Below are 12,683 nucleotides of genomic sequence, written 5' to 3' on the forward strand. Positions count from 1 at the left end.
TCGTGGCTGCACCGTCGTCAGAACAAGTCATCGAGAGTCAACGGCATGATTGGAACCGTGTCGCCGGCGGCTGGGAGAAGTGGGATCGTTTCTTTGACGAACAGATGGCATTCTTGAATCACCGACTGGTTGCCGATGCTCGGTTACGCTCAGGCATGCGAGTACTCGACCTTGGATCAGGGACTGGCTACCCAGCCCTCCTCGCAGCACAGACGGTCGGCTCGACTGGCGGCGTCACGGGCATCGATCTCGCTGAGCAAATGTTAGAAGCCGCCAGACGTAAGGCGGCCTCACTGAAGCTCTCCAACATCACGTTTAAAACAGGCGATGTCACGACGTTGCCGTTTGACGCGGCTTCATTCGATGCGGTAACGACCCGTTTTTGTCTCATGTTCCTGCCGGAAATCCCGAAAGCCGTCGCCGAAATCGTTCGAGTCTTGAAGGCAGACAGCTGGCTATCCGCTGCCGTCTGGTCCGCTCCTGAGAGGAATCCTTATCTCAAAATACCCATCGACATCATCAAACAATTCGTCGACATTCCCCCACCAGATCCAACCGCTCCGGGAATTTTCCGGCTAGCGAGGCCTGGCGAACTTGCCGGGATGCTGCAGCAAGCTGGATTTGTCGATATTTCGGAACAAGAGTTTCTCGGCAATGTTCAATTTTCAGCAGCGGAGGAATATTTCTCGAGCCTCATGGACATCGCCGCACCGATTCAGAATCTATGGGCGAAGCTAAGCCCTACACAACAGACAGAAGCACGACAACGCATCATCCAGACAGCTGCGCAATACCAGAAAAGGTCAGCCATCGCCTTACCAATTGCCGTATGGATGATCGCAGGGCGCAAGCCCGGATGAGATATGTCGTCAAAGCACGACGGCTTCAAAGATTTCGTCCTGGATCAGCTGGCTGATCTCCCAGGAGTGACCGCACGCGCCATGTTCGGCGGCCATGGGCTCTATCATCGATCCACGTTTTTCGGCATCATCCATAAGGACTGCCTGTATTTCAAAGTCACAACTGCCACGGCACCTCGTTATAAGCGACATGGCATGAAACCATTTCGACCGAATGCCAAACAAACGCTCAAATCTTTCTATGAAGTGCCAGTCGATGTGATAGAGGATGCCGAAGTATTAACCGAATGGGCGGTGCAATCAGTCGGGTAATAGCCCGGTCATGCCTGATGTACTTTGGACTATTGGTCATTCAACGAGGCCGATCGACGAATTCATCACCCTTCTGAAGGTTCATCACGTTCAGTGTCTTGTTGATGTGCGCACCATCCCTCGCTCTCGCCACAATCCTCAATGTAACAGAGAGGACCTTTCAAAGAAGCTAAAGGCCGAGGGAATTCTGTACGTCCACATGCCTCAGCTTGGTGGATTGCGTAAAGCCAAGAAAGATTCGATCAATGTAGGATGGCGAAATGCGAGTTTTCGTGGGTACGCCGATTATATGCAATTGGAAGCCTTCTGGAAGGCCCTTGATGAGTTGACCGTTGGCAGCCGAGAGCTGAGAACTGCCATTATGTGCGCGGAAGCAGTGCCCTGGCGGTGCCATCGATCTTTGATCGCTGACGCGCTGGTCAGCCGCGGGTGGGAAGTCCGGCACATCATGTCGGAGTCAAAAGCAGACCGGCATCAGCTCACATCCTTCGCCATCATGGAGAATGGATTACTCCGCTATTCCGATCCGAATACTGCACCCCGCCTGTTTCCATAGCCCGATAGGACTTCTCGTGCTCATATCATATCTGTCCCTCGACGCTGGTGGGCGAAGTCCCTGCCATCTCCGATGGCTTTCCTGGTGAACAGGCCAGATCTACCCCCACAGCCAATTCAGATGTCAACAACATTGGCAACGGAAGAGGGTATCGTTACACACTCTTAAACTTTGTAATCTTTGCGAACAGGATGGCGGAGAATGGAATAGCCAGGCCAAGTAGAAGTTGTACGATAAGGAGTTCTCCAAGCTGGCTGTAGTCGGCAGGAGTCTGAATAGCACCGGTCGCTTGATCACGGACTCCTCGTGTGATGACGAAGATCTCATTGAGATACTTAGTCCCAAGCTGACCAAGCGAAAGCGCCAGATTCGTAAAAGAGGCCATCACCGCAAAGAACGTAGCCTTGAGATTCGTCGGAGCCGAATTGGCGATCCAGGCCAACATGGGAATCATGGAAATCTGCACCAACGGCGATTCCAATGCTGTATCGACAAGCGCAATAAACCTGGCATCGACGATTCCACCGGTGACGCTCGCCGTCCATTCATGCAATCCGTAATACATCCCGGCAATCGGCAGGGAGAGAACCGTCCCGACGATGGTCAAAAACCCGACCACATAGGCGATCGACCGTTCAGCCATAAAGCGGCGAAAGACAAACATGCCCACCAGTGCCACAATGCCACCGATGAGTGAAAGAACCGAAAGGAACTGCTGATCGAATTTCAAATTGTCGATCATCCACCACGTGGCACCGGGGCCCGATCCCGGAATCGCACGCAACGAAAAGACCACGGCTGCGGTGCCGACCAACGTGAGCCGCTTATCCGGCTCTAGCTCCCGCATGAGCCGCGACATCAAGAACAGCACGATCGTCAGAGAACCGGTAAACACAATCTCTTCCCGATACGGAAACCCGCCGAGGCCCACCGTCAACGTGAACAGCACAAAGGCCAGGCTCCCACCAAGAACCCACCAATTCGGCTTCGTCGGTTCAGACTCTGCATCGCGCACATTCACCATTTGCCACGCCTGCTCGGGCGAGAATCCTTGTCGAACCAACCGCTGTTTTTGTCGACGGTTGAGCCACCAGGCCAATCCCACACCGATCACCGAAACGAAAGGGATGACCATGGCCATCAGATAGATCCGCTTGTAGAGCTGAATGAGGTCAGCCTGCGGTAACCCCTCGGTTCCACTGAAGGCATACACATTCACCAGCGCAACCGCGATCCCGCCACCGACGATCGCCACGCGGCCGAGCGTCTGCATCGTCGTGTGCATCAACTTGCGCGTCTGATCATCAAAAAGTCGCCCCTGGTCGTCGACACGGGGAACCGCCTCGACCGTCATCGCATCGGCCACTGCGTCTTGAACGACGTACCCGATGGGAGCCAACAACACGCTGATCACGTACCACATCTCTGCCGGAAGAATGGCCGTCATCACCTCACGGTCGCCGATCAACAGCGCCATGATCCCCAAACTGACAGTAAGCAGTCCGGCCCCCAAACCGACCAGCCAACTCTTCCACCGCCAAAGCAGATCGACGGTATGGCCGATCGGCATCTTCAACGCCCAGGGGATCCCGGCCCAGAATCCGAGCGCGGCAAGAAACGACGCGGATAAGCCGAGGTAGTCTTTGACGAAAAACGTGCCGACGATGCCGGTAAGTCCGGAAATCCCGTAGGCGACGTAGACCATGAGCGGCGGAAGATACGACAACCGCATCTCACGGCCAAGGGAGAGGACGTTGCGATCGACCCAATGAGCGACTGACATACGCCTCGCTACAAAGAGATGCCACGCCGTTGGCGACGTGTGACAAGCGCCTGCACCTGTGCCTGCATGTCCTCAACAGAAAGCTGTACCCGGTCACCATGACCGGCCAACACCCATTCAAAACGATGGCCAAGGAGCTTGTCGATGGAATCCAGCAAGGCGGCTTTGTTCCAGATCAGACGCGTCGGGGCCTCCAGCAATTTCGTATGAGGATTCCACCAGAGATGATCGCCGGTAAACAGAAACCTCTCTCGATAGAGCAAGGCCATACTCCCCGCAGTATGGCCCGGTACGGGGATAATCTGGAAGTCCGATCCAACTCGACTCGTCTCTTCTCCCTCGATGATCTGTTCCGCGGCCGGCGCCGCTCCCACGTCGGCCCGATGCATGATCCGTTTCGCGCCGAAATGCGCCGCATACCGATCCGAATCGGCCACGTCATCGGCATGCGTGAGAAAGATATGAGCGATGCCACCCTTCCGTTCGAACGCCTCAACGAGTTGCATGAGATACCGAGGAGAGTCGATCAGCCAATTCCCATCCGGATGTTCGATGAAAAAACTGTTGGCCCCAAACGACTTCTCGGAATTGAACCCGCAATAACTCACCCCATCATCGATGGACAATGGGAAGCTTGTCATCGCCGTTTGAAACAACGCCTTGTCATTCTGTTCCGTCCCGATGGCTCCAACGGGGCACGCGAGTAAGGCCTGGTACGCCTGATGAATTTCCTCTTCACCAACCGGCTGATGGCTGACAGCCGAATATTTGCCGATTTCCTCAAAACTCACCGGTGCCAGCTGCCGACAGGTATCGCAGTTGATACAGGTCGCATCGACGTAAAAGTTGCCGGGCATGTTGGAGTCAAGCCGTTTATTCCGATCCGCCATTACAAGACCTGCTTCGCCTGCTTTTCCCGATCCGCCGCTCGCCAGAGATACCAGGATGCTACTGTACGATAGGGCTTCCACCGTTCGCCATACTGAAATACCTGTCCGGGGGTCGGCATTGAACGGCGCCGATACACAATCCGAAATCCGTTCCGTATACCGAAGTCATCAACCGGCAGCACATCCGGTCGGCCCAATTGGAAAATCAGCAGCATCTCGACGGTCCAGCGCCCAATCCCTCGCACCTTGATCAGGCGTTCGACGATCTCGTCATCCTCAAGTTTCCGGATCACGCGATTCGTCGGCACCGTGCCATCGAGCGTCTTCGTTGCAAGATCACGCAACGCCAGGACCTTCGACCTTGAAAACCCAACCGCTCTCATCGAGCGCAGATTCATCGCGAGAAGGTCGTCGGGACGAGGGAACGTCCGGCCAGGGAAGAGCGCCATGAATCGCGAGAGGATGCTCTCGGCTGCCTTGCCATGAAGCTGTTGGTGGGCGATCGCACGGGCGAGGGATTCAAACGGCGACCGACGAACGTTCGGTTTCAACGTGCAGAGGCCGATGTCCTCCATCAGCCGGCGCATGACCGGGTCGACTGCCGCCAGATGCACGACTGCGGGCTCGTTACCCGATAATGGCATCCGCCTCAATTTCCACGAGCATATCCGGATCGATCAACCGTTTCACTTCGACCATGGTCGTGGCAGGTCTGATGGTACCAAACACGTCTCCATGCGCCCGTCCGACCTCCTGCCATTGATCGATATTCGCCATGTAAATTCTGGTTCGTACCACGTTCGTTAAGGATGCACCGGCCTGCTGCAAGGCCGCTTCGATCGTCTTCAATGTCTGAATGGTCTGTGCGTAGGGATCTCCTTTGCCGACCAGCCCGGACGGGGTCATCGCGGTCGATCCAGACACCGAAATATGGGCGCCTACCCGCACCGCTCGCGAATATCCGATCTTTCCCTCCCACGGCCCACCTGTTGAAACAAGCTGTCGTGTCATCATCCTCCCTGCAGTAATCGGTCTTAGGTCAGTGGAATACGGTTCCTGTTTTTCAACAACCAGGTCTCGAACGTCTGAAGTTCCGGATTCAAGTCCTTAGCGACCGTCACATCGCGAGAACCACAGAACATCTCGTTAAAATCGCGCTTGAACTGAAACATGTTCCCGAGGTCCTCTGCTCCCTGGAAACCAAACCCTCGATACTGCTCCGGAGTCACCTCGTTGTACCGAACAGTTTGCCCCAAGACTCCGGACAAGGCTGTCGCCATTGCCTGACCGGTCAAGTGCTCACCGGCAACTCCTATCGTTTTGCCGACATACGCCTTGCCCTTCTTGAATATGCCCAACGCGCATTTCCCGATATCCTCAACCGCGATCCCCGGCAGCTTTTTATCCCCCATCGGCATCGTGAACAGGAGCGTACCGTCAGGCCCTTTCTTTGGTCCCATACCGAAAAAGATCAAATTGTCCCAGTAAAATGAAGTCAGCAGAAAAGTCACGGGAAGGCCCAACCGGGTAAACTCACGTTCCACTTCACCCTTCACGTCAAAGTGAGGAACTTTATACTTGCCCATCAATGTGGGCATACGGGTATCCGACAGCGGCACCCAGTTGCGTGTATCTTCCAACGTCGACCACATGACGTGTTGCACGCCCGTTTCTTTCGCCGCTTCCGCTTGACTCTTCGCCTGCGCATATTCCCTTTCCGGAGAAAAATGTTCCCAAAAATTGGTCAGGCAAAAAACGCCGTACGCCCCCGCGAACGCTCGCTTCAGGCTGGCGACATCATCAAGGTCGGCAGCCACCACTTCAGCACCAAGCGTGGCGAGAGCCTTGGCCTTCTCAGAGGTCACGTCTCTCGTCAACGCGCGAACCATAAAGCCGCTCCCGGGATCATTGATGATCGTGCGTACAAGTCCTCCGCCCTGCATCCCGGTTGCGCCCACGACGGCAAGAATCTTTCTCTCAGCCATAAAACCTCCTCTCCGTAGAGATTTAAATTGGTTGTCAGCACGGCCGCAGCAAGCGAGGAGACGAGGCATATGCTTCGATACGTTGAGCCTCTACGCGACGCAAGAATGACGCCGGCGCTCCGTTTCAACATCTGCTACATCACGATGCCGCCACCGGCCTGTATCGTCTGCCCAGTCAACCAGCGTGCCTCTTCGCTGACGATGAACGCCACCACATCTGCAATATCGTTTGGGCTGCCAAGTCGCTTCAGGGGTGTCAATTGAAGGCCAACCTGTCGGTATTCTTCGGTCATCATGCCGGTCTCCGTAAAACCAGGAGACACGGTGTTCACAGTGACCCCTTTCGGAGCCAATTCCTGAGCAAGCCCTTTCGTATATTGTTCCAGCGCCGCTTTGCTCCCAAGATAAACCGTCGCCCCTGGGAAGCTCAAATGCGTTCCGCAGGTAGAAATATTCACGATCCGCCCGCCGTCTTTGAGCACCCGCGCTGCCTCCTGCATTGCAAAGTACGGCCCCTTTGCATTCAACGCGATCACGCTTTCGAAATCCTCCTCCGTCGTCTGCTCGAGTGGTTTAGGCATGAACTTGCCGGCATTATTCACCAAAACATCCAGCCGGTTGAATTGCTTGACCGTTTCGACCACAAGACGACGCGCATCAGCAACCTGGCTCATGTCGGCCTGGGTTGCAAGCGCTTTCCCACCCTTGGCTTGAATTAAGGTGACCACTTCCTTCGCTTTGTCCTCGCTCTTGTTATAGTTCACGATGACGATTGCACCCTCGTCCGCTAACCGTTCCGCAATGGCACGCCCGATTCCACTGGACGCACCGGTCACAATCGCCACTTTCCCACTCAATGGTTTCATCAACTCAACTCCTCTGGGTTCAATTGCACCGAGCCGTGTGTTGACAAATCCGTTCCCGACGCTGAATACGCACGGCTTTCGAGATTACCAATGGAAACGAATCGCCTGCAGGCCGTTCAGAAAGACCGTCCAGCAAGGCCGCAGGGAACGAAGAGGCGAATCGTACGCTGTGCCGTATGTTGAGCCTCTGAGCAAAGCGAGAACGCCGCTGGCGGACTTTGTCAACAGCCCGGCAGGCAGGATACTGAAGTTCAATAGGGGACTCCCCATTGACCGGAAAACGTCCACTCTTCAATTGGACGACGATCCCTCGGTTTGAGCTCCCGCTCACGCAGTCGTTCAGGCAGAACATCCGGGTCACCGGGATAGCCGATCGCGATGATGGCGACCGGCTCATAGCCGGAAGGAATCTGTAAATCGGTTCGTGTTTTTTCCACATCAAAGCCGGCCATTTGTCGTGCCATCAATCCATGGACCGCCGCTTGGAGAACAAGGTTCTGCGTCGCCAATCCGGTATCGTGGAAGGCATGCCGATTCGGTCGTCCGCTTTCCTCAAAATGCATCCTGGCGATGGAAAGCATGAGGACCGGCGCACGAAACGCCCACCGACGATTCCCTTCCATCAAACAATCGAAGAGCCTCGTCCAATCAGCTTCCTGGTTCTTCGTGGCCACGATAAATCGCCACGGCTGTTCATTATTCGACGAAGGGGCCCATCGAGCCGCTTCAAACAGAATTCGCAAGAGACTGATGTCGACAGGGCGTTCATCAAACGCACGAGGACTCCACCGACGGGCCAGCAACTCATGAATAGGCAGTTGATTGAGGTCCTGCTGATCCACCAATACTACCCTTTGGGCCCATCGCCTGCAGGCATCTCAGGATTCCACCCGCCGCCAAGCGCTTTATACAGCTGAACGGTCGACGCCAATAGTAACCGGCGTGTACTCGTCAAGGCCAGCTCTGATTCAAAGAGATTTCGACGCGCAACCAACACATCCAGATAATTCGCCAGCCCTCCCTTGTACCGCAATTCCGCCAGCTTGAGGGCAGACTGTAACGCGGCAACCTGTTGTTGCTGCGCCTCACCCTGTACACGAGCCGTACGCACGGCGACCAGGGCATCTTCCACCTCGCGAAAGGCCGTTAAGATGGTTTGTTGGTATTGCGCCAGGGCTTGCTTGCTTTGCGCCTCGACGGCTTCCTGTTGAAAGCCCAATACTTGTGCGTTGAGCAATGGAGTCGCGATCGCAGCGCTGAACACACCGAAGGAAGAGGGATCGGTAAACAACAACGAGAGCGAGGGATGCGCCACCCCCAGTAAGCCGGTCAGCGTGACTTTGGGAAATCGATCGGCTTTCGCGGCACCGATACGAGCCGTGGCCGCTGCGAGCTGTTGCTCGGCGACCAAGATATCCGGCCGCCTCTGCAGTAATTCGGAAGGCAGACCAGCAGGAACCGTGGGAGGTACAATCTGTTCATCCAATGAACGGCCACGAGCGATGCTAAAGGGCTTACGTCCCAGCAAGACACTCAGGTGATTCTCAGCTTGGATCATTTGCCGTTCAAGCTCCGCTGTACGAGCCGCAGCATTCGCACGCTCCGCCTCAAACTGGTCTGCATCGAGCTTTGAGGTCATTCCCTGGCGCAATCGAGCCTGCGCGATGCGCACCGATTCTTCCCACGACTGCAAGGTCCGTTTCGCAACATCGAGCTGGAGATCGAACTGGAGCAGATTAAAGTACGCTTCCGCAACGGCACTGACCAGCTGAATCGTGACGGCACGCCGGTTCTCCTCCTTGGACAAGAGATCCGCTCGTGCGGCTTCATTTGTTCGCCGCACCCGCCCCCACAGATCGACTTCCCACGCCAGGTTGCCTAACAGGTAATAGTTGAACGGACTGGCAAACCCAGGAAAAAGAAAGTTCGCCTTGCGGCCGGCCGGTAGACTGGACGAAAGCGAGATACCAGGAAGATAGTCCGATCGTGCAACGAGCGCCCTGGCTCGAAACTCTTCGACCGTTGCGACGGCCCGCTGAAGATCCCTATTTTCGGCGAGCGCCGTACGAATGAGTTGCTGAAGCTGGTCATCGCGGAGGAGATCCCACCAGGGTAAGTTTGCCAAGGACGGCAGTTCAGAAGAACCATCAGCCATTCGGAAGCGGTCCTCTCCATCAGCCGGTGGCCGCTTGTAATCCGGCCCCAGTGAACAGGATAGAAGCAGCAATGACAGTACGATGATCGCAATTTTACGCACGTTAGGCCTTCCCCTCTGGTGACGGTGACTCAGTAAGCCGAGTCGCCACGGCACCTGTATGAGCTCTACCTTGAGTCCACTTACGAATCAAGACATAGAAAAGGGGAACAAAAAAGATGGCCAAGAACGTCGCTCCCAACATCCCACCCAGTACACCGGTGCCTATCGACTGACGGCTTGCCGCTCCCGCACCACTGGCGATGACCAGTGGAAACATACCAAAAATGAACGCCATTGAGGTCATGATAATCGGTCGAAAGCGTAACCGTGCCGCTTCGACGACTGCCTCAATCAAGGGCCGCCCTGCCTCGTATCGGGTATTGGCAAACTCGACGATCAAGATCGCATTCTTCGCCGATAAGCCGATCAATGTCACCAGCCCGATCTGGAAGTAGAGATCGTTCTCAAACCCTCGAAGCCACACGGCCGTCAACGCACCGAAGATCCCGAATGGAACGGCCAAAATCACCGCAAACGGCACAACCCAACTCTCGAACTGGGCCGCCAAGACTAGAAAGACCATCAACAATCCGATGACAAAGACCTGATTGGATTGCCCCCCGACTCGTCGCTCTTGGAAGGAGATGTTGCTCCAATCGATGGCATAGCCCTGAGGGACCAGCACCTCTTTCGCCACTCGGTCCAGGGCTTCCAACGCTTGCCCTGAGCTGAACCCCGGTGCGGCCGCGCCCAGGAGCAACGCTGTGTTGTACCCATTGAAGTGGTTCACCGGGTCCGGTCCGCTCTGGTACTCCGCCGTCACAAGCGTATCGAGCGGAATCATGTTGATCCCTCGTGCGTTCACAGCTCTCACATAGATGTTCGACAGGTTTTGCGGTGTCGCACGAAACTCAGCATCAGCTTCGGTTTGTACATGATAGACGCGACCGAACTTGACGAAGTCATTGATGTAAAAGTTTCCGAAATATGCCTGGAGCGTATCAAAAATATCCGAAATCGGCACGCCCAGCGCTTTCGCTCGCTCCCGATTCACATTGGCATAGAGTCTCGGTGAGGAGACGCGGAAATTGGTTCCGACCCGTCCGATCGCCGGCTCTTTCTGTGCGCGCTCGACGAATTGCTGCGCCACCATGGCGAATTTTTTGAAGTCGCCGCTGCTCGGATCTTGGAGTTGAGCAGAGAAACCGCCGACGGCACCGACTCCACGAATAGCCGGTGCATTGAATGCCAAGAGTAGAGCTTCCGGAATCTTGGCAAACTCTCCGTACGCCGCACCGACCAACGCTTTCGCATGGTATTGAGGCTCAGGCCGTTCATCCCATAGTTGTAACGGGACAAACATGGTCGCCGAATTGGGCCCTCTCGTACCGAACACGAAATTCTGCCCGGTCAGCGCATCGGTGGAATGGACCGCCGGAATGGCCTGGAAAAATCGCTCGACTCGTTCGAGTACCGCGACCGTCCGCTGTTTCGATGCCCCATCAGGGAGTTGCGCGATCACGATGAAGTACCCTTGGTCTTCCTCGGGCAGAAAACTTTTCGGCAACTTCTCAAACAGTCCGATAGATGCAACCAATAAGAGGACGAAGACCGCCATGACACGAATCGGCCTGACAAGCAGCGCAGACGTGATACGCGTATAGCCCCGTTGTGTCCGACCGAACTGGCGATCGAACCATTCCCAAAACCCACTCCGTCTGTCCTGATGAAGCGTCAGAACCACCCCGCAGAGCGCCGGGCTCAGAGTCAGGGCGACAAACCCCGAAACCGTCACGGAGATTGCGATCGTCGCAGCGAACTGTTTATAGAGAGCCCCCGTAATCCCGCCGATAAATCCGACTGGAGCAAAGACGGATACGAGAACCAACACAATGGCAATGATCGGCTCAGTCACTTCGTTCATCGCCCGCTTGGCCGCCTCCTTCGCGGAGAGACGATCCTCGCGCATATGTCGTTCGACATTCTCCACCACCACGATGGCGTCGTCCACGACGATCCCAATGGCCAGCACCATCCCAAAGAGGGTGATCGTATTGATGGAGAAACCAAGGGCATAGAGGCCGATGAACGTTCCGATCAGCGAGACGGGAACGGCAACGGTGGGAATAATAGTGGCACGCCAGGTCTGGAGAAACAGATACACGACGAAGACAACCAGCACCATCGCTTCCAGCAGCGTCTTGACCACTTCTTTGATAGAAATCTCAATAAACCGCGTGGTGTCATACGGCGTGTCATATGACACGCTGGCTGGAAAATTCTTGGCGAGTTCATCCATCTGAGCCCGCGTACGACGTACGGTATCAAGCGCGTTCGCGCCGGGTGATAAGAACGTCAGAATGAAGGTCGTCGGTTTGCTGTTCCATCGCCCTTCAAGACCATAGGCCTGAGCCCCCAATTCAATGCGGGCAACGTCCTTGAGACGCACTGTCGAACCATCGGGAAGGGCCCGTACAATCAGCTCTTCAAAATCCTTGACCTCGGTCAAGCGACCCTTGGTGATGATGGGGATCGTCAGCTCCGTCCCCTTTGGAGCGGGTTCACGCCCGATCGTCCCCGCTGGATAATCGCGATTCTGCTCGCGGATGATGGCCGTGATGTCACTCGGAGTGAGATCCAGTTTGGCCATCAGCAGCGGGTTAAGGATGATCCGCATGCTGTAATTTTGCTGACCAAACACCAGCGCATCCCCGACACCCTTGACGCGCTTCAGGTCATCGACGATCCGAAGCGTGGCATAGTTGGAGAGAAAGACGGCATCGTGCCGAGGGTCGGTCGACTTGAGCGCCACCACCAATACAAGGTCGGGGGACATCTTTTTGACCGAGATGCCCTGTCGGACAACTTCCGGAGGCAGCTGTGGTTCGGCGAGTTTCTCCCGATTTTGCGTCTGAACTTGTGCAATGTCTGGGTTCGTTCCGATTTCGAACGTCAACTTGATCGTGACATGTCCGTCGTTGCTGCTGGTCGATTCGTAGTACAGCAGATTGTCGATACCCGGCAGTGTCACCTCGATCGGACGCGCGACGGCTTCCGCCGCGACTTCGGCGCTGGCGCCGGGATAGTCCGCATCGATCTGGACCACCGGCGGAGTGATTTCCGGGAACTGCGCGATCGGCAGGAACTGCATGGCCAGCAGTCCCATCACGACCACAACGATCGACACCACTGAAGCAAAAATCGGCCGGTCAATAAATGTATGTGAAATCACTG

The 12,683-nt window shown here is 55.6% G+C and carries 12 protein-coding genes; 3 read left to right on the plus strand and 9 right to left on the minus strand.

Translation table 11 applies throughout. The features are described from left to right. Positions 1–2: 2 nt before the first annotated feature. The 3 genes from ACYX34_RS01990 to ACYX34_RS02000 are packed head-to-tail and all read left to right on the plus strand — an operon-like array spanning position 3 to position 1,728. A complete protein-coding gene (locus ACYX34_RS01990; RefSeq protein WP_462074877.1) occupies positions 3–860 on the plus strand; it encodes a class I SAM-dependent methyltransferase in 858 nt (285 codons plus the stop codon). A 3-nt stretch (positions 861–863) separates the two neighbouring features. Beyond that, positions 864–1,172, plus strand: coding sequence for a TfoX/Sxy family protein (locus ACYX34_RS01995; protein ID WP_462074878.1), 309 nt, complete (start codon positions 864–866; stop codon positions 1,170–1,172). A gap of 10 nt (positions 1,173–1,182) precedes the next feature. After that, positions 1,183–1,728: a DUF488 domain-containing protein gene (locus tag ACYX34_RS02000; RefSeq protein WP_462074879.1), complete on the plus strand. Its 546-nt coding sequence runs from the start codon at positions 1,183–1,185 to the stop codon at positions 1,726–1,728. 154 nt (positions 1,729–1,882) lie between these two features. On the opposite strand, the gene ACYX34_RS02005 is transcribed toward ACYX34_RS02000, so the two are convergent. From ACYX34_RS02005 to ACYX34_RS02045, 9 genes are all read right to left on the minus strand, one after another. Continuing rightward, a complete protein-coding gene (locus tag ACYX34_RS02005) occupies positions 1,883–3,511 on the minus strand; it encodes an MFS transporter (RefSeq protein WP_462074880.1) in 1,629 nt (542 codons plus the stop codon). An 8-nt stretch (positions 3,512–3,519) separates the two neighbouring features. Then, positions 3,520–4,401: an MBL fold metallo-hydrolase gene (locus tag ACYX34_RS02010; RefSeq protein ID WP_462074881.1), complete on the minus strand. Its 882-nt coding sequence runs from the start codon at positions 4,399–4,401 to the stop codon at positions 3,520–3,522. Continuing rightward, positions 4,401–5,045 carry a DNA-3-methyladenine glycosylase family protein gene (locus ACYX34_RS02015; protein WP_462074882.1) on the minus strand — a complete coding sequence of 215 codons (645 nt, stop codon included), beginning with the start codon at positions 5,043–5,045 and terminating at the stop codon, positions 4,401–4,403. Before ACYX34_RS02015 ends, ACYX34_RS02010 begins: the two co-directional genes overlap by 1 nt. Continuing rightward, positions 5,029–5,412, minus strand: a complete 384-nt coding sequence (locus tag ACYX34_RS02020) for a RidA family protein (RefSeq protein WP_462075184.1) — start codon at positions 5,410–5,412, stop codon at positions 5,029–5,031. The genes ACYX34_RS02015 and ACYX34_RS02020 overlap by 17 nt, the downstream gene beginning before the upstream one ends. A 23-nt stretch (positions 5,413–5,435) precedes the next feature. Beyond that, a complete protein-coding gene (locus ACYX34_RS02025; protein ID WP_462074883.1) occupies positions 5,436–6,386 on the minus strand; it encodes an NmrA/HSCARG family protein in 951 nt (316 codons plus the stop codon). Between the two features lie 134 nt (positions 6,387–6,520). Then, on the minus strand, positions 6,521–7,252 hold the full coding sequence (locus tag ACYX34_RS02030; RefSeq protein WP_462074884.1) for an SDR family NAD(P)-dependent oxidoreductase: 732 nt from the start codon (positions 7,250–7,252) through the stop codon (positions 6,521–6,523). 251 nt (positions 7,253–7,503) lie between these two features. Further along, positions 7,504–8,094: a nitroreductase family protein gene (locus tag ACYX34_RS02035; protein ID WP_462074885.1), complete on the minus strand. Its 591-nt coding sequence runs from the start codon at positions 8,092–8,094 to the stop codon at positions 7,504–7,506. Between the two features lie 5 nt (positions 8,095–8,099). Then, the gene (locus tag ACYX34_RS02040; RefSeq protein WP_462074886.1) at positions 8,100–9,509 is read right to left on the minus strand and encodes an efflux transporter outer membrane subunit; all 1,410 of its coding nucleotides are present in this window, start codon (positions 9,507–9,509) and stop codon (positions 8,100–8,102) included. A 1-nt stretch (position 9,510) separates the two neighbouring features. Then, positions 9,511–12,681 (minus strand): multidrug efflux RND transporter permease subunit, encoded by a 3,171-nt coding sequence (locus ACYX34_RS02045; protein ID WP_462074887.1) that lies wholly within the window; start codon positions 12,679–12,681, stop codon positions 9,511–9,513. Between the last annotated feature and the right edge of the window lie 2 nt (positions 12,682–12,683).

This window comes from Nitrospira sp. CMX1, from assembly GCF_054902215.1.

Excerpts from the sequence above, each read along its gene's own strand:
- ACYX34_RS02005 (WP_462074880.1), bottom strand. The coding sequence starts at position 3,511 with ATGTCAGTCGCTCATTGGGTCGATCGCAACGTCCTCTCCCTTGGCCGT.
- ACYX34_RS01995 (WP_462074878.1), top strand. The coding sequence starts at position 864 with ATGTCGTCAAAGCACGACGGCTTCAAAGATTTCGTCCTGGATCAGCTG.
- ACYX34_RS02025 (WP_462074883.1), bottom strand. The coding sequence starts at position 6,386 with ATGGCTGAGAGAAAGATTCTTGCCGTCGTGGGCGCAACCGGGATGCAG.
- ACYX34_RS02010 (WP_462074881.1), bottom strand. The coding sequence starts at position 4,401 with ATGGCGGATCGGAATAAACGGCTTGACTCCAACATGCCCGGCAACTTT.
- ACYX34_RS02020 (WP_462075184.1), bottom strand. The coding sequence starts at position 5,412 with ATGACACGACAGCTTGTTTCAACAGGTGGGCCGTGGGAGGGAAAGATC.
- ACYX34_RS02015 (WP_462074882.1), bottom strand. The coding sequence starts at position 5,045 with ATGCCATTATCGGGTAACGAGCCCGCAGTCGTGCATCTGGCGGCAGTC.
- ACYX34_RS02030 (WP_462074884.1), bottom strand. The coding sequence starts at position 7,252 with ATGAAACCATTGAGTGGGAAAGTGGCGATTGTGACCGGTGCGTCCAGT.
- ACYX34_RS02000 (WP_462074879.1), top strand. The coding sequence starts at position 1,183 with ATGCCTGATGTACTTTGGACTATTGGTCATTCAACGAGGCCGATCGAC.